16 protein-coding genes and 1 tRNA gene are annotated in these 15,179 nt (G+C 72.2%); 9 read left to right on the top strand and 8 right to left on the bottom strand.

Annotated features, from left to right (window positions below; genetic code table 11):
- Positions 1-8: 8 nt before the first annotated feature.
- Genes ACIBTV_RS00485 through ACIBTV_RS00475 form a run of 3 tightly spaced genes read right to left on the bottom strand, consistent with a single transcriptional unit; the run spans position 9 to position 1,148 of the window.
- On the bottom strand, positions 9-470 hold the full coding sequence (locus ACIBTV_RS00485) for a RidA family protein (RefSeq protein ID WP_396700889.1): 462 nt from the start codon (positions 468-470) through the stop codon (positions 9-11).
- Complete coding sequence (locus ACIBTV_RS00480; protein WP_091594229.1) at positions 467-622, bottom strand: DUF4177 domain-containing protein; 156 nt, start codon at positions 620-622, stop codon at positions 467-469. Before ACIBTV_RS00480 ends, ACIBTV_RS00485 begins: the two co-directional genes overlap by 4 nt.
- A gap of 43 nt (positions 623-665) precedes the next feature.
- Positions 666-1,148: a hypothetical protein gene (locus tag ACIBTV_RS00475; protein WP_396700887.1), complete on the bottom strand. Its 483-nt coding sequence runs from the start codon at positions 1,146-1,148 to the stop codon at positions 666-668.
- 337 nt (positions 1,149-1,485) lie between these two features.
- Here ACIBTV_RS00475 and ACIBTV_RS00470 point away from each other — a divergent pair, with 337 nt between their 5' ends.
- From ACIBTV_RS00470 to ACIBTV_RS00460, 3 genes are read left to right on the top strand one after another with little or no spacing between them, the layout of a single operon-like run.
- Entirely contained in the window at positions 1,486-2,184 is a 699-nt protein-coding gene (locus ACIBTV_RS00470) for a hypothetical protein (RefSeq protein WP_396700885.1), read from the top strand.
- Between the two features lie 26 nt (positions 2,185-2,210).
- Entirely contained in the window at positions 2,211-3,188 is a 978-nt protein-coding gene (locus ACIBTV_RS00465) for an ArsA-related P-loop ATPase (protein WP_396700883.1), read from the top strand.
- 54 nt (positions 3,189-3,242) lie between these two features.
- Positions 3,243-4,394, top strand: coding sequence for an ArsA family ATPase (locus tag ACIBTV_RS00460; RefSeq protein ID WP_396700881.1), 1,152 nt, complete (start codon positions 3,243-3,245; stop codon positions 4,392-4,394).
- Here ACIBTV_RS00460 and ACIBTV_RS00455 read toward each other — a convergent pair.
- Positions 4,381-4,698, bottom strand: a complete 318-nt coding sequence (locus ACIBTV_RS00455) for a WhiB family transcriptional regulator (protein WP_091594219.1) — start codon at positions 4,696-4,698, stop codon at positions 4,381-4,383. The genes ACIBTV_RS00460 and ACIBTV_RS00455 overlap by 14 nt on opposite strands.
- Positions 4,699-5,101: 403 nt before the next feature.
- On the opposite strand from ACIBTV_RS00455, the gene ACIBTV_RS00450 reads away from it, so the two are divergent.
- Complete coding sequence (locus ACIBTV_RS00450) at positions 5,102-7,558, top strand: penicillin-binding protein (protein WP_396700879.1); 2,457 nt, start codon at positions 5,102-5,104, stop codon at positions 7,556-7,558.
- A 123-nt stretch (positions 7,559-7,681) separates the two neighbouring features.
- Here the strand turns inward: ACIBTV_RS00450 and ACIBTV_RS00445 are convergent, their stop codons facing one another.
- Positions 7,682-8,137, bottom strand: a complete 456-nt coding sequence (locus tag ACIBTV_RS00445) for a GatB/YqeY domain-containing protein (RefSeq protein ID WP_396700877.1) — start codon at positions 8,135-8,137, stop codon at positions 7,682-7,684.
- A 25-nt stretch (positions 8,138-8,162) separates the two neighbouring features.
- On the opposite strand from ACIBTV_RS00445, the gene ACIBTV_RS00440 reads away from it, so the two are divergent.
- The 5 genes from ACIBTV_RS00440 to ACIBTV_RS00420 all read left to right on the top strand — a co-directional run bounded on the left by ACIBTV_RS00440 (position 8,163) and on the right by ACIBTV_RS00420 (position 10,624).
- Entirely contained in the window at positions 8,163-9,056 is an 894-nt protein-coding gene (locus ACIBTV_RS00440) for a metallophosphoesterase (RefSeq protein ID WP_396700875.1), read from the top strand.
- A gap of 76 nt (positions 9,057-9,132) precedes the next feature.
- A tRNA-Pro gene (locus ACIBTV_RS00435) sits at positions 9,133-9,209 on the top strand.
- A gap of 165 nt (positions 9,210-9,374) precedes the next feature.
- The gene (locus ACIBTV_RS00430; RefSeq protein ID WP_396700873.1) at positions 9,375-9,785 is read left to right on the top strand and encodes a carboxymuconolactone decarboxylase family protein; all 411 of its coding nucleotides are present in this window, start codon (positions 9,375-9,377) and stop codon (positions 9,783-9,785) included.
- A gap of 69 nt (positions 9,786-9,854) precedes the next feature.
- Positions 9,855-10,277, top strand: coding sequence for a glutaredoxin domain-containing protein (locus ACIBTV_RS00425; protein ID WP_396700871.1), 423 nt, complete (start codon positions 9,855-9,857; stop codon positions 10,275-10,277).
- 74 nt (positions 10,278-10,351) lie between these two features.
- Positions 10,352-10,624 carry a YciI family protein gene (locus ACIBTV_RS00420; RefSeq protein ID WP_396700869.1) on the top strand — a complete coding sequence of 91 codons (273 nt, stop codon included), beginning with the start codon at positions 10,352-10,354 and terminating at the stop codon, positions 10,622-10,624.
- Positions 10,625-10,637: 13 nt separating this feature from the next.
- On the opposite strand, the gene ACIBTV_RS00415 is transcribed toward ACIBTV_RS00420, so the two are convergent.
- From ACIBTV_RS00415 to ACIBTV_RS00405, 3 genes are all read right to left on the bottom strand, one after another.
- Positions 10,638-11,852, bottom strand: coding sequence for a low temperature requirement protein A (locus ACIBTV_RS00415; protein ID WP_396700867.1), 1,215 nt, complete (start codon positions 11,850-11,852; stop codon positions 10,638-10,640).
- 78 nt (positions 11,853-11,930) lie between these two features.
- Positions 11,931-12,404, bottom strand: a complete 474-nt coding sequence (locus ACIBTV_RS00410; protein ID WP_396700865.1) for a hypothetical protein — start codon at positions 12,402-12,404, stop codon at positions 11,931-11,933.
- A 42-nt stretch (positions 12,405-12,446) separates the two neighbouring features.
- Positions 12,447-15,119, bottom strand: coding sequence for a right-handed parallel beta-helix repeat-containing protein (locus ACIBTV_RS00405; protein ID WP_396700863.1), 2,673 nt, complete (start codon positions 15,117-15,119; stop codon positions 12,447-12,449).
- Positions 15,120-15,179 lie beyond the last annotated feature (60 nt).

Raw genomic sequence — 15,179 nt, 5'->3', positions numbered from 1 at the left:
AGCGGCGGTCAGGCGACCTCGACGATGACCTCGACCTCGACCGGGGCGTCCAGGGGCAGCTCGGCCACGCCGACGGCGCTGCGCGCGTGCCGCCCGGCCTCCCCGAAGACCGCGCCCAACAGATCGGAGGCGCCGTTGATCACGGCGGGCTGACCGGTGAAGCCGGGCGCGGACGCCACGAAGCCGGTCAGCTTGACGATCTTCACCACGTTCTCCAGGCCGACCAGCGAGTCGACCGCGGCGAGCGCGTTGAGCGCGCAGCGCTGGGCGAGGTCCTTGGCCTGCTCGGCGGAGACGCCGGCGCCGACCTTGCCGGTGGCGAGCAGCTTGCCCTCGGCCACCGGGAGCTGCCCGGAGACGTAGACGTGCTGGCCGGACTGCACCGCCGGCACGTAGCTGGCCACCGGAGGCACCACCTCGGGCAGCTCGTGACCCAGCTCGGCGAGCTTCGCGTGCGGACCGTTGCTCATGCCTTGGGCCGCTTCAGGTAGGCGACCAGCTGGTCAGGGTTAGGACCGGGCACCACGGAGACGAGCTCCCACCCGTCCTCACCCCAGTTGTCGAGGATCTGCTTGGTCGCGTGGACCAGCAGGGGGACCGTGGCGTACTCCCACTTCTGCATCGGTGCAGGGCTCCCTCAAGACGCGGAATCTTCGAGGCACAGCCTACGGTCCGGCGGACGGCGGGGGTGCGGGACGTTGCTCGGGCGCGGCCGGGAGTTCGCCGCACGGCCCGTCGTGCTCGTAACTCTGCGGGCAGCGGGACCGGTCGGGCAGCAGCAGGTCGCAGAAGACGCGGTGCCGGTTGTTCTGGTCGTCGGCCTTCGAGACGGTCGTCTCGCCCGCGTCCAGTTCGGGCAGGAAGCCCAGCGAGACGGCGACCCGACCGGCGAGGACGGTCGCCGCGGCCAGGTCGGGTACCCGGATCGGCAGGTGGATGACGTAGCCCGGTTCCTCCTCCTCCCGACCGGCCGGGACGGCCCGGCCGAGGGTCCGGACGACCTCCACCGGCTCCGCGATCCGGCGGTACGCCCGTTCGTTCACCGGCAGGCTTCCGACCGGCCCCCCGGCCTCGCCCCCGGCGCCGACCCGGCGCGCCCGGTCGTTCGCCGGGAACTGGGCTCGAGGGATGTTCTCCGCGTCGCGCATGCACTGCCTCCGGGCGTCGTACCTGGTCAAGTCCCCGCTGCGTCGGCCCGGGCCGCGCGCCCGGCCCGGTCCCCCGTGCCGGCACGACCGTAGGTCCGGCATCGAAGTCCCGCCAACAGGACGCGCGCGGCCCATTCATCGCCAGTCGCATATGTGACAGATGCCGGGTACGCTCCCCCGCCTGGCCGCGCTCCCATCCGAGGAGCGCCGCCACGGGCGACACCGGGCCACTGATCGACCGTTACCCTTCCGTTCCGACGGCACGCGTCGCGTGGCCGCGGGCTCGACTTCACGCTCGGCGCCGGGTGGCGCGAGCGCCGCACCCCCGGGGGACGAGATGACCCAACCGCCCAGCGGCGACCCGACCGGATCGCCGGCCACCCCGCCGGCCCAACCCGGCGCCGCCGGGCAGCCGGGCCTTCCCGCGCAGCCGGCCGACTCCCCGCCGGCCCCGCCCGTTCCGCCGGCTCCCGGCGCCGCCCCGGCCGACCCGGCGCTCCCCGCCGCGACCCCGGCGAGCCCGCCACCGGTCGGTCCGCCGCCCGGCGGCGACCCGTCCGCGTTCCCGCCGCTCGGGCCGCCCGTTCCGCCGAAGAAGCAGCGTGGGGTGCTGATCGCCGCCATCGCGCTGGTCGTGATCCTGGTGCTCTGCGTCGGCGGCGGCGTGATCGCCTTCCTGACCCTGCGCAACGTGGAGACCGGTGAGGGCGCGAAGGAACCCGCGGTCGCCGTCGACCAGTTCCTGACCGCCGTTTACAAGGAGCGCGACGCGGCGAAGGCGGCCAGCCTCGTCTGCGCCTCGGCCCGGGACGACGACAAGATCGCGGCGAAGGTGGCGGAGGTGGAGAAGTACGCCGCCGGCTACCAGAACCCCCGCTTCCGGTGGACCACGCCGACGGTGGACAACCGGACCGGGGAACGGGCCACCGTCTCCGCCACGGTCACCATGACCACCGCCGACGAGAAGGTGGCCGACCAGGAGCTGCGCTTCACCGTGGTGCAGAAGACGGGTTGGTGGGTCTGCGAGGTCGCCTGACCCCCGCGGCTGGATAGGCTCGACGGGTGCGAGCAGCTGAGCGACCGGCCGAACCTGCCGGCAACGGGTGGCCCGCCCGCCTGCACGTGGTGACCGGCAAGGGCGGCACCGGCAAGACGAGCGTGGCGGCCGCCCTGGCCCTGGCACTGGCGAGCGGCGGACGACGGACGCTGCTGGTCGAGGTGGAGGGGCGGCAGGGCATCGCCCAGCTCTTCGGCACCGACCCGCTGCCGTACGAGGAGCGCCACCTCACCGACGCGCCCGACGGCGGTGAGGTGCGGGCGCTCGCGGTGGACGCCGAGGAGGCGCTCCTCGAGTACCTGGACATGTTCTACAAGCTGGGCGCCGCCGGTCGGGCCCTGCGCAAGTTCGGCGCCATCGACTTCGCCACCACCATCGCCCCCGGTCTGCGGGACGTGCTGCTCACCGGCAAGGTGAAGGAGGCGACGACCCGCACCGTCGGCCAGCGCCGGGTCTACGACGCGGTGGTGCTCGACGCTCCGCCGACCGGGCGGATCGGCCGGTTCCTCAACGTCACCGCCGAGACCGCCCGGCTCGCCAAGGTCGGCCCGATCAAGACCCAGAGCGAGGGTGTGGCGGCGTTGCTGCGCTCGCCGATGGCCGCGGTGCACGTGGTGACGCTGCTGGAGGAGATGCCGGTCCAGGAGACGGTCGACGCGATCGAGGAACTGACCTCGCTCGGCTTCCCGGTGGGCCGCGTGATCGTCAACGGCACCCGGCCGCCGCTGCCGGCCGGCCGGGTGGTCACGACCACCGAGCTGCGGCGCGGGCTGCTCGCCGCCGGGCTGCCCGCCGACCGCGAGATCGTGGCCGGTCTGCACGACGAGGCCCGCGACCAGGTGGTCCGCCGTGAGCTGGAGGATTCGCTCCGGGCCGACCTGGTGGAGTTGGGGCTGCCGCTCACGGAGTTGCCGCTGTTGCCGGACGGGGTGGACCGGGCGGGGCTCGCCGCCCTCGCCGAGGCGCTGCTCAAGGCGGATTGACTCACACCTGCGGTCAGCACGGGGGCACGGACGCAGCCGGCCCGATACGCTCGATTGGTGCCTTCCGAAGACGCAGCGCCGCAGCTGGACGTCGACCAGATCCTCGCCGATCCGGGCGTACGGATCGTGGTCTGCTGCGGGGCCGGCGGGGTGGGTAAGACGACCACGGCCGCCGCGCTGGCACTGCGGGCCGCCGAGCGGCACGGGCGCCGGACGGTGGTGCTCACCATCGACCCGGCCCGCCGGCTGGCCCAGTCGCTGGGCCTGACCGAGCTGGACAACACGCCCCGGCAGGTGAAGGGCATCGACGTCGAGGCCAGCGGCGGTGAGCTGCACGCCATGATGCTCGACATGAAGCGGACCTTCGACGACGTGGTGCTCCAGCACACCGATCCGGCGAAGGCGGCGGAGATCTTCGCCAACCCCTTCTACCAGGCGATGAGCTCCACCTTCTCCGGCACGCAGGAATACATGGCGATGGAGAAGCTCGGGCAGCTGCACGCCCGGGGCGAGTGGGACCTCATCGTCGTCGACACCCCGCCGTCGCGCTCGGCGCTCGACTTCCTGGACGCGCCGGCCCGGCTGTCCCGGTTCCTCGACGGCCGGATGCTGCGGCTGCTGCTGGCCCCGGCACGCAGCGGGGGACGCAGCATGTTCAGCCTGGTGACCGCCTCGTTCGGGATGTTCTCCAAGGTCGTGCAGAAGGTGCTCGGCGCCCAGCTGCTGACCGACCTGTCCGGGTTCGTGGCGGCCCTCGACTCGATGTTCGGGGGCTTCCGCCAGCGCGCGGAGCAGACGTACCGCATCCTGCAGGCCCGGGAGACGGCGTTCCTGCTGGTCGCGGCCCCGGAGTCGGACGCGGTCCGGGAGGCCGCCTACTTCGCCGGGCGGCTCCGCGAGGAGCGGATGCCGCTCGCCGGCCTGGTGCTCAACCGGGTCCACCGGCCGGCGGTGCCGGAGCTGGACGCGGCCCGCAGCCGCGCCGCGGCGGACCGGCTGACCGAGCTGGGTGGACACGAGGGCGCCGCCGACGTGCTGCGGGCGCACGCGGCGCTGGCCCGGCAGTCGGTACGCGAGCAGCAGGTGGCGGCCCGGTTCACCGAGGCGTTCCCGGCGGTGCCGACGGTCTCGGTGACGGCACAGCCCGCCGACGTCCACGACGTCGACGGGCTGCGGACGATCGGCGCGGCGATCAGCCGGTCGTGACCAGGATCTTGTCCTTGCCGGACTTGTCCTTGCTGTTCTTCTTCATCGCGGCCTCGAACATCTTGCGCCAGCTCGTCACCTGGGGGTGACGGCGCAGCAGCGCCCGACGTTCGCGTTCGGTCATGCCACCCCACACGCCGAACTCGATCCGGTTGTCGAGCGCGTCAGCCAGGCACTCGTACCGCACTGGGCAGCTCCGGCAGATCCGCTTCGCCACGTTCTGTTCGGCGCCCTGGACGAACAAGGCGTCCGGGTCCCCGTTCTGACACGCCGCCAGCGACGGCCAGTCGGCAATCATGCCCATGTGTACACGTCCCCCCTTGCAGTACCTACCGACCTCGTTACGCGTCAGCCGGCAATCCCCCCGATCGCCCGACCGGCCTTCCCCAAGGCGGCACGGACGACATGTGGCGCTGTCGCCGCCATCATCATGCTCTGTAGTCGCCCGATTACGCAACGTTGTCGGCGAAATCCATCATTCCGGACACTCCCGGCTTCCCGGGCCGTTGACCGCCGCTTACCCCTCCCCAGTACGTGAAAACGCTGCGGCGTCACCTCGTCAGGAGGAAACTCAGCGTCGGGTCCCACGCAACCACGCACCAGGGGTCGTGCGTTTAGCACAACGAGGGCAGCGCGCGCAGGAAATGGGGAAAGAACGCCCCAGCGCCCCTCGTTATCTGTTCGCGTACCCTGTCGAGGTGACCTGGATGCGGAAACGTGACCACAATGTGCTGACCAACGCCGCATCGCTGCTCATATGTGGCCTGTTGGCCGGCGTGGTGGTCGCAGCGGCGGCCTTCCCCGCGGTGGCGATGTCCGGACTGGCCGCGAAGGCCGGCGCCGAGACCTTCGGCGCACTGCCCACAGAGCTGACCGTGGCCCGACCGCCACAGATCAGCTATCTGCTGGCCGCGGACGGCAAGACACCGCTCGCCACCATGTACGACGAGAATCGACGCGACGTGAAGCTCGCCGATGTGTCGCCGTACATGCAGAAGGCCATCGTCGCGGCCGAAGATCACGACTTCTACAAGCACAACGGCGTCGACCTCAACGGCGTCGCCCGCGCGTTCGTCAACAACCAGAACGAGGGCGTGAACGGCCGGCAGGGCGCCTCGACGCTGACGATGCAGTACGTCCGGCTCGCCATCGCCTACTCGGCCACCCACCCGGCCGACGTGGTCGCCGCGACCGAGGACACCAGCGCCCGCAAGCTCCGCGAGATGCGCTACGCGCTCCAGATCGACAAGGAGCTCTCGAAGGACGAGATCCTCGAGCGCTACCTGAACATCGCGGCCTTCGGCAACGGCGCGTACGGCATCTTCGCCGCCAGCCAGGTCTACTTCGGCAAGGCCCCGAAGAACCTCAAGATCGAGGAGGCGGCGCTCCTCGCCGGCATGGTGAAGGCGCCCACCACCAACGACCCGACGACCAAGAGCGGCAGGCCGCTCGCCCTCGACCGGCGTAACTACGTCATCGACAACATGGTCAAGATCGGGGCGATCACGCAGGAGGAGGCGAACGCCGCCAAGGCGACCGACCTGGTCGTCAAGGACAAGCGCACCCCGAACGGCTGCGTGGCCACGAACGAGAAGGACTGGGGCTTCTTCTGCGACTACTTCTACCGTTGGTGGTTGCAGCAGGAGACGTTCGGCTCCACCTCGTACGACCGGGAGCGGCGGCTCAAGAGCGGCGGCTACACCATCATCACCACCCTTGACCCGCAGGCCCAGCGAGGCGCGGACAAGGCGGTGCGCCGGGCCAAGAGCGTGAACAGCAAGGAAGCGGCGATGGTCGCCGTGGTCGAGCCCGGCACCGGCCGGGTCCGGGCACTCTCGGTGAACCGCAACTTCAAGCTGGACGACCCGAAGCGCCCGGCGAACAAGCCGCACAGCGACCCGAAGCGGCGCCAGAAGGGCCAGCACGGCAACTATCCCAACACGGTGAACCCGCTGCTCACCGGCGGTGACGGCATCACCGGCTACCAGGCCGGCTCGACCTTCAAGATCTTCACCATCGTGGCGGCGCTGGAGAAGGGCATCCCGCTCAGCTACTCGATGAACGCGCCGCAGCAGTTCAAGTCCGAGTACATCATCAGCAGCAGCAGCCCCGCCGCCTGCCCGGGCACGCACTTCTACTGCCCGACCAACTCCGGCAAGAAGGCCGGCGGCGTCCAGAACATGTGGTCGGCGTTCGCGCAGTCGATCAACACGTACTTCGTCCCGCTCCAGCAGCAGGTCGGCGCGGAGAACGTGGTCGACGTGGCGAAGCGGCTCGGCATCCAGTTCCGCACCACCGAGGACATCGACCTCGGCGGGACCAAGGAGGCGGCACACCAGTGGGGCGCGTTCACCCTCGGTGTCTCGCAGACCACCCCGCTGGAGCTCGCCAACGCGTACGCCACCCTCGCCGCCGACGGCAAGTACTGCGACCCGATCCCGGTGCAGAAGATCACCGGCCCGGACGGCAAGAGCCTGGACATCGCCAACCCGCACTGCGAGAAGCGGGTCAGCACCGAGGTGGCCCGGGCCGCCGTCGACGCCGCCCGCTGCCCGGTCGGTGACAACTCCTCCACCAGCAAGTGCGGCGGCAGCCGTACGGCCGCGCGGGTGAAGAGCATCGTCAACGCCCCGGTTGCCGGCAAGTCGGGCACCACCGACTCCGAGAAGACCGCCGCCCTGGTCGCGATGACCAAGCAGTACGCGGTCGCCGGCATCATGGCCGACCCCGACTGGCCGCAGACCAACGTCAAGATGGGCCACAACGAGCCGAACGGCATCAACCCGCCGGTGTGGGAGACGCTGCGCGACGCGATGAAGGGCAAGCCCCGGATCAACTTCGAGCCGCCGGGCAAGAAGATCTCCGAGGGTGACCAGCGGTCCATCCCGGACGTGAAGTGCCAGCCGGTCGACAACGCCAAGTCCCGGATCAAGGGCGCCGGGTTCGAGGTCGTCGTCTCCGACACGAAGGTCGCCTCCAGCTGCCCGCCGAACACCGCCGCCGGCACCAGCCCGAGCGGCCGGACCATCAAGGGCGGTGTGGTCACCATCCAGGTCAGCAGCGGTGGCGGCGGGAGCGAGCCGGGCGACCAGCCCGGTGGCCCGGGCAACCAGCCCGGTGGGCCGCCCAACGGTCGCCCCGGCGGCGGTCGCCCCGGCGGCTGATCGTCGCTCGGCCGCCGACCGCGCCGGAGAACGCGAACGGGCGGGCACCCCGACAGGGGTGCCCGCCCGTTCTTCGCGTACCGGGTTGGTCGGGTTCGCGTACGCCGCTGGTGGAGCGTCGGGTCAGAGGCCGAGCTGCCGACGGACCTCGGCGGCGACCCGGCCGCCCTCGGCCCGGCCGGCCACCGCGCCCTGGGCCGCCTTCATGGCCGGGCCCATCTGCGCCTTGCCCGTGAAGCCGCCGGCCGCCAGCGCCCCTGCCACCAGGTCGGTCAGCTCGGCGTCGGAGAGCTGCTTCGGCAGGTAGCGGTCGAGCACCTCACCCTCCGCGGTCTCCTTCGCGGCCTGCTCCGTGCGGCCCGCGTCGGCGAAGGCGGTCGCCGCCTCGCGGCGCTTCTTCGACTCCCGGGTCAGCACCGCGAGAACCTCGTCGTCGGTGAGTTCGCGCTTGGCCTTCCCGGCGACCTCGGCGTTGCCCACGGCGGCCAGGGCCATCCGCAGGGTGGAGGTGGTCAACTCGTCGCGGGCCTTCAGGGCACTGCGCATGTCCGCGGTCAGGCGGTCCTTCAGCGTGCTCATGGACGGTCAAACTACCCTGAACGCCATGCGAAAGCGCACACTATTCCGGCTCGCGGCCGGAACCGTCGCGGCGGGAGCGGCCGCCCTGGCGTACGCGTCGCTCATCGAGCGCAACATGTTCACCCTCCGGCGGTACGACGTGCCGGTGCTGCCGGCCGACGCGGAGCCGCTGCGCATCCTCCACCTCTCGGACCTGCACATGATGCCCGACCAGCGACGCAAGCAGCGCTGGGTGGCGTCGCTGGCCGCCCTCGACCCCGACCTGGTCGTCGTCACCGGCGACAACATGGCCCACCCCGACGCCGTGCCCGGCGTGCTGCGTGCGCTCCAACCGCTCCTCGACTACCCGGGCGCCTTCGTCTTCGGCTCCAACGACTACACCGGCCCGGTCTGGAAGAACCCCTTCACCTACTTCCTGCCCGACCGGGAGTACACGGAGGGCGTCGAGCTGCCCCACGAGGAGCTGCGCGACGTGTTCACGGGCGCCGGCTGGGTCGACCTGAACAACGTCCGTACGACGCTCAAGGCCGGCGGGCGGGTGATCGACGTGGTCGGCGTGGACGACCCGCACGTCGAGCGCGACGACTACCCGGCGGTGTCGGGCCGGGTGAGCGCGACGGCGGACCTGTCGATCGCGCTGACCCACTCCCCCGAGCCGAGCCTGCTCGACCAGATGGCCGCGGACGGCTTCGGCCTGCTCCTGGCCGGGCACACCCACGGCGGGCAGGTCTGCGTACCGGGGGTCGGCGCGTTGGTCACGAACTGCGGGCTGCCCCGCTCGATGGCCCGTGGTCTGCACCGCTGGCCCGGGTCCGACTCGTGGCTGCACGTCTCGGCCGGCCTCGGCACCCACCCGACGGCGCCGGTCCGGTTCGCCTGCCCACCGGAGGCAAGCGTTCTCACGCTCATTCCGCGCTGATCCGGCCGGCCCGGCGACGGGCGGGGTACCGAGTTTGACCATCGGACCGGGTGGGCTACTATTTGTCGGCACGCCTCGGGGTGTGGCGCAGCTTGGTAGCGCGCTTCGTTCGGGACGAAGAGGTCGTCGGTTCGAATCCGGCCACCCCGACCAGAGGTAACAGTAGGTCAAGGCCCCTCCACGGAGGGGCCTTGACTCGTTTCCGGCGCCGCTGCGGGCGCGCGTCCGGCGATCGCCCTGCGACCACGGTCACACCCTGCGCGGTTACTTCTGCCCGAAGACGGTCCCTCTCGCCCGCCCGGCTGGGACAGTGGCCTCATGACGACGCAGGATCCGGTGGCGGACGACCCGGCGTACGCCACCGCGCTGGACACGGCCGAGCGGCTGCTCGGCTTCCGCCTGGAACGGTTCCTCGGCGCCGGTCCCGGCGAGCCGGACAACGCCGAGGACTTCAAACGGATCGCCACCATCCACGCCTTCGGCGACGTCTGGCCGCGCACCGACCACCTGGACACCCGCACCCGGGCGCTGGTGTCCGTGACGATCGCCGCGACCCTCGGCGTCCTGGAGCCGCTGCGCGGCCAGCTCCGCATCGCACTCCACTCCGGCGCCACCCGCGAGGAGATCGTCGAGGTCTTCCTCCAGGTCGCCGCGTACGCCGGCGTCGCCCGGGCGTTCGACGGCTACCAGATCGCGGCCCAGGTGTTCGCGGAGGCCGCGGAGAGCTGAAGCCCCCGGCCCCGTCCGATCCCGCGGCGCCGGCGGGGTCGACCCGGGACGGGGCTAGCATTCCTCGTCATGTTGCGGAACTGGTCGCTGGCGGTGCTGACGCTGGCCTGGGGTGTGCTCGTCGCGACCGGACAGGACCGGCCGTGGCAGGCCGTGATCTGGTCCGCGATCTTCCTGGCGGTCGCGTTCCTCCTGTCACCGCTGTTCTTCCCCCGGTCGCTTCCGGCGGCCCGGGCGCAGCAGCTCAGCGCGGCGGACGGCCGGCCGGTCGTCTACTGGCGGCCCGGCTGCCGCTACTGCCTGCGGCTGCGGTTCCGGCTCGGCTCGCGGGCCGGCCGGGCGCACTGGGTCAACATCTGGAGCGACCCGGCGGGCGCGGCTGCGGTGCGGGCGGTCACCGGCGGCGACGAGACGGTGCCGACGGTGGTGGCGGGCGGCGAGGCGGTGGTGAACCCGAAGCCGGACTGGCTACGGGAACGGCTGTCCCGCTGACGCCGCGTACCACGGTCGGACGGCGGTGGCTGGTGACACAGCGCGGTGCGGGCGGCCGGCGTAGGGTCCTCGCCATGTTCTGTGTCGAACTCACCTTCAGCGAGGACCCGCGGCGGCTGGAGGCCCGGCCCGCCCATCGGGAGCGGCTCAGTGCCCTCTACGAGCAGGGCGAGATCCTCGCCTCGGGCCCCTGGCCGGACGACTCCGGCGCGTTGCTGATCTTCATGGTCTCCCGCGAGCGGCTGGACGAGATCCTGGCGGACGACCCGTACTACACGGCGCCCGGCGTCGAGGTGACCTCGGTACGCGAGTGGACGCCGGTGTTCGGCCCCGCGACCAACTCCTGACCAGCCGCAGCGGTCATCCGGTGGCGGGCCGGCCCCGTTTGCGGGGCCGCGCCAGGGTCGACGCGTGCCGCTCCACCTCGCACTGCCCGATCAGCACCACCACGAGCAGCACCAGCGCCACCATCGCCGGCACCAGCCCGGCCACGGGCAGGAGCACCAGGGCCAGCCCCGCGCCGACGAGCGGCAGCCACGGGGCCCGGCCCGTGGTGAGCCGCAGGAACAGCGTGCGGCCGCCGAGGTAGACGGCCGAGCCGCCGTACAACGCGACGACCGCGGGCATCCGCAGCGCGTCGTGCCCGTCCGGCGGCTCGTGGATCAGCGTCGCCAACACCTCCTCGATGCCGAGCGCGACGTACATGATCCCGGCGATCAGCGGGAAGTGGATGAGGCTGTACGCGTCGCCGGCGATGGTGCCCCGCCGCGGCTCCTCGGCCAGCTCGAACGCGCGCTCGGCGGCCGGCGCGACCCGGTCGAAGTAGAGCCGCCACAGGCAGACCGCGACGACGAGGCCGAGCAGCGCCGTCACCGGCACCGACCAGTTCGCCAGCTCGGTGCCGGCCCCGGCACCGATCGAGATCAACGACTCGCCGATGGCGATGATGATGACGAGCCGGTGCCGCTCGGTGAAGTGGCTGACGCTGCGCAACTGCCAGGGGCTGTACCTGCTGGCGAAACGACCGCCACCAACGTCGATCACGAACGCCAGCGCCCAGAGCAGGGTCTGGGTGTCGCCGCCGAGCAGCGCGCCCGCCACCAGCGCGGACCAGCCCAGCAACGCCGGCACGGCGATCAGCCGCAGCGTCCGGCTCAACTGTCGGCTCGACGACACGTACCGGTAGAGCACCAGGTGCAGGCCCCGGACGACTCCGTACGCGAGCGCCAGGATCAGCGGCGCGGGCACGCGGGGGCCGGCCTCCTCGTCCCCCCAGGCGTCGGGGATCACGAGCGCGGCCAGGAACATCGCCGCCATGGCCACGAGGGTGCCCGCACGGATCAGACCCACGTCCGCCCGGACCTCGTTGCCCAACCAGGCGTACGCCGACCAGGAGAACCAGAGCAGCAGGATCAGCAGCAGCCCCCGGGTCAGGGCGACGCCGCTGGGCTGCCGCGCCATGAACTCGACGATCCGGGTGAGCGCGAAGACGAAGACGAGGTCGAAGAAGATCTCGAAGCTCGTCGTCCGGTGAGCCGCCTCGGTCCGCAGGTAGCGGGACCGCAACGTGGGCATGCCGCCATCTTGCTGCCGGCGTCCCGCGCCGCGCGGCGCCTTCCGAGAACCCGCGCCCCGCTGGCCCGGTCGGCCTGGCTAGTCCTGCCGCTCGGCCCGCTCGATCTCCGTGAAGGCCGCCGACAGGTAGGCGTCGAGCGGCCGCCCGGCGCCCGCGAGCAGGTCGGCCACGAGCAGCGGAGCGTGCCGGGCGATCGCCGCCGGGTCGGGGGGTGCGTCGTCGTCACCCGGGTCGTAGACGCCGAGGGCGCCGGCGAGCAGGACCAGCAGGACGTGCGGGTCGACGTCGGGCCGCCACGGCAGCGCACCCCGCACGCAGCGCTCCAGCACCTGCCGGACGTCGTCGCCGTCCAGACCGTCGGGGTGGCTCTCCTCCAGCAGCAGCCGGACCACCGCGCCGAGGACGAGACCGGACCGCTCGGCCGTGCCGAGCCGGGCCACCGCCTCGTCGTAGGCCGGGGCGTCCTGTCGGGTCGCCGCGGTGACCGCCTCGGTGGCGGTCACCGCGATCTCGCGGGCGGGTGCGGGCAGCCGACGCCAGACGGTGGTCACCGGGTCAGCATCGCAGAGGCGACCGACAACCTCGGCGTCCGGTCACGCGGCGGGGATGAAGTAGCCGGCCTGGTCGACGATCACGTGGCTGCTGCCCGAGCTGTTGTGGTAGAGGGACAGCTTGGCGTCCCGCGTCTTGATCACCGCCAGGTTCGAGGCCGTCTCACCGGCGACGAAGTTGACGTTCGACGCGGTGGGCGGCGCCTGCAGGTAGGGGTGGGCGGTGAGGACGCCGGCCGTGGTCGGGGCGGTGACGGTCAGGTTGGCCACCACCGCCGTCGGCGCCGGGCACACCGAGGTGCACGCGCCGCCCTCCACCGGCGAGAAGTACCACGCCTTGACACTCACCGTCGACTGCCGATCCAACGGGCCGGCCGTGCGATCGATCAGGCCCGCGCCCGTGCGGCTGTCGGCGATCCGGGCCGGCCCGAACGGCACGTAACTCTGGGTCGCGCCGGAGGCCGCGGACCCGAAGTATCCGGCGAGGTCGGCGACGACGTGGGTGGTGCCGGAACTGGCGTTGCGGATCGCCACCCGGCCGCCGACGACCCGCACGGTCACCAGGTTGGGGATCGTCTGACCGGCCACGAAGTTCAGGTTGGACGCCACCGGCACCGGCGTGCCGTCCGGATAGACGGTGAGCACACCGGCCGTGCTCGGCTGGGTGACGGTGACGTTGAGGATCGCGGCGGTCGCGTCGGCCGGCAGGACCTGGGAGAGATCCAGGTGCAGATCGGCGTTGGAGGCCATCGGCCCGGCCGCTCCCGACCGGGTGTCGAGCACCCGCACCGGCGCCACCGGAGCGAAACCGGAGCCCCGGGCGCTGTAGTAGCCCTGGAGGTCGGCCACCAGGTGGACGGTCCCACCGCTGGCGTTCTCCAGGTGGATCCGGCCGTCACCCATCGGCACGGTGACCAGATTAGGCACCGTCTCGTTCGCCACGAAGTTGACGCTCGACGTGTCGGTGCCGCGGGTGGCGTCGGGGTAGACCTTGACGAAACCGGCCGTGGTGGGCCCGGTGACGGTGACGTTCAGGACGATCGCGCTGACGTCGGCGGCCGACACCCCGTCGATCCGCGGCAGGTCGAGCGCCACCCGGCCGCCGGCGGGCACCGGCACCGTGGTCGGCACGCCGAGGGCGACCCGGGTGTCCAGCAGGCGGGTGGGCGCGACCGCGGTGTAGTGCGCCCCGGTCACCGTGCAGGCCCGGCCCACGTACCCGTTGCCGCCGTGCACGTAGCGGAAGCCGTTCGAGCTGGCGAAGTACTCGACGCACACCGAGCCGGCGCGGCGGAACGTGTAGCTGGCCCGTGGCGCGTCGGTGCTGCGCGGGCTGAGCTGTTCGCTGAACCGGAAGGCGTACGCGCCCTGCTCGCGCTCGACCGGCCAGGCGTGGGTCGGGGTGCTGCTCGCCACCGTGTCCAGCGGGCCGCCGCCGGCCGCCCTCCGGATGTCGGGTTCGCCGGCGTCGCCGGGGCCCTGCCGTTCCCAGCCACCCCGGTCCCGGTAACCACTTCCGGTGCCGCTGTTCGGCACGGCCGGGTCGTCGCTGTACGGGTTTCCCAGGATGTCGCTGGGCAGTGCGCCCGGGGCGGAGCCGTCGGCCGAGTCGATGGCGGGTGAACCGGGCCGGAGCGTGATCCAGCCCCGCATGTAGTTGATGTCGACGACGTCGATCCCGGGGTTCGTCGTCAGGTCGTGCACGCCCTGACCCGTCGCCGCGACGAAACCGTCCCGGGTGGGGTGGGCGGTGCCGTCCCAGACGTAGAAGGGCCCGCCGCCGACCGGGTCGAGCAGGTTGTGGTCGACGACGGTGCCGGCCGTGGACCCGGGGGCCACGGTGATCGCCGGAGCGGCCGCCGGGTCGGCGCAGACCCGCCGAACGATCGTGCCGGTCGAGACGATGTTGTTGCGGACGCTCGTGCCCGACGAGGCGCCGGCCAGGGCGACGCCCGGCTGGCAGAGCGTGATGAGGGTGTTCCCGGTGACCACCGTGCCCGGCGCGTCGGTGACGGCCACCCCGGCCCGGCTGTAGCCCTGGTTGCCGACGACCACCGCGCCGACCGTGCCGGGCTCCACAGCCACCATCGGCCCGCCGCCGATCAGGAACCACTGCCGGCTGACCGTCACGTCCCGCGAGCCACCGCTGATCCGTACGCCGCCGGTCGCCTCGGCGCCGCGTACGCCGTTGCCGTCGATGGTCACCCGGGTCGAGCCCTCCACCGTCACCGCGGTCGCACCGGCCACACCTTCGACGACGAAGTCCCGCAGCGCCACGTCGTGCACGCCGGCGACGATGACGACGCTGCCGGTCGTCGGTCCCTCCATGGTGCGGACCCGGCCTATCCGCACGTCACCCTTGACGGCCGAGGCGCGGAAGGTGATCGGTGCGTCGGGGGTGCCGGAGCGGGTGAGCCGCAGGACCTCCTCGTAGTGCCCCGGCTCGACCAGCACGGTCTGGCCCGGCTGCACGACGGCCGCGGCCGCCGAGACCGTGCAGAACGGGTCGTCGCTGGTCCCGGTGCCCCCGGCGGCGGCACACCGCTTCTGGTCCACGTACAGCTCGCTCAGAGCAGCGGCCGACTGGGCGGCGACCGGCGCGACGGCGCGAGCGGTGACCGGCGCGGGCGCCGCGGCGCGGACCGGGGCCGCCGGCCCGGCTACCGCCAGCACCAGGGGTACGACTGCGAATCCGGCGAAGCGACGCCTGCCCATGAAACATCCCCGTCCAATGTCGATCATGGTCCATCCGGAGACTACCGCCACCGCTGAGCC

It is taken from the genome of Micromonospora sp. NPDC049366 (assembly GCF_044466625.1).
Classification (GTDB): Bacteria; Actinomycetota; Actinomycetes; order Mycobacteriales; family Micromonosporaceae; genus Micromonospora.
Note: the sequence above shows the minus strand (reverse complement) of the source record. Positions and strands in the feature narration are given on the sequence as shown.

Excerpts from the sequence above, each read along its gene's own strand:
- ACIBTV_RS00485 (WP_396700889.1), bottom strand. The coding sequence starts at position 470 with ATGAGCAACGGTCCGCACGCGAAGCTCGCCGAGCTGGGTCACGAGCTG.
- ACIBTV_RS00480 (WP_091594229.1), bottom strand. The coding sequence starts at position 622 with ATGCAGAAGTGGGAGTACGCCACGGTCCCCCTGCTGGTCCACGCGACC.
- ACIBTV_RS00475 (WP_396700887.1), bottom strand. The coding sequence starts at position 1,148 with ATGCGCGACGCGGAGAACATCCCTCGAGCCCAGTTCCCGGCGAACGAC.
- ACIBTV_RS00470 (WP_396700885.1), top strand. The coding sequence starts at position 1,486 with ATGACCCAACCGCCCAGCGGCGACCCGACCGGATCGCCGGCCACCCCG.
- ACIBTV_RS00455 (WP_091594219.1), bottom strand. The coding sequence starts at position 4,698 with ATGGGCATGATTGCCGACTGGCCGTCGCTGGCGGCGTGTCAGAACGGG.
- ACIBTV_RS00450 (WP_396700879.1), top strand. The coding sequence starts at position 5,102 with ATGCGGAAACGTGACCACAATGTGCTGACCAACGCCGCATCGCTGCTC.
- ACIBTV_RS00445 (WP_396700877.1), bottom strand. The coding sequence starts at position 8,137 with ATGAGCACGCTGAAGGACCGCCTGACCGCGGACATGCGCAGTGCCCTG.
- ACIBTV_RS00440 (WP_396700875.1), top strand. The coding sequence starts at position 8,163 with ATGCGAAAGCGCACACTATTCCGGCTCGCGGCCGGAACCGTCGCGGCG.
- ACIBTV_RS00430 (WP_396700873.1), top strand. The coding sequence starts at position 9,375 with ATGACGACGCAGGATCCGGTGGCGGACGACCCGGCGTACGCCACCGCG.
- ACIBTV_RS00425 (WP_396700871.1), top strand. The coding sequence starts at position 9,855 with ATGTTGCGGAACTGGTCGCTGGCGGTGCTGACGCTGGCCTGGGGTGTG.
- ACIBTV_RS00420 (WP_396700869.1), top strand. The coding sequence starts at position 10,352 with ATGTTCTGTGTCGAACTCACCTTCAGCGAGGACCCGCGGCGGCTGGAG.
- ACIBTV_RS00415 (WP_396700867.1), bottom strand. The coding sequence starts at position 11,852 with ATGCCCACGTTGCGGTCCCGCTACCTGCGGACCGAGGCGGCTCACCGG.
- ACIBTV_RS00405 (WP_396700863.1), bottom strand. The coding sequence starts at position 15,119 with ATGGGCAGGCGTCGCTTCGCCGGATTCGCAGTCGTACCCCTGGTGCTG.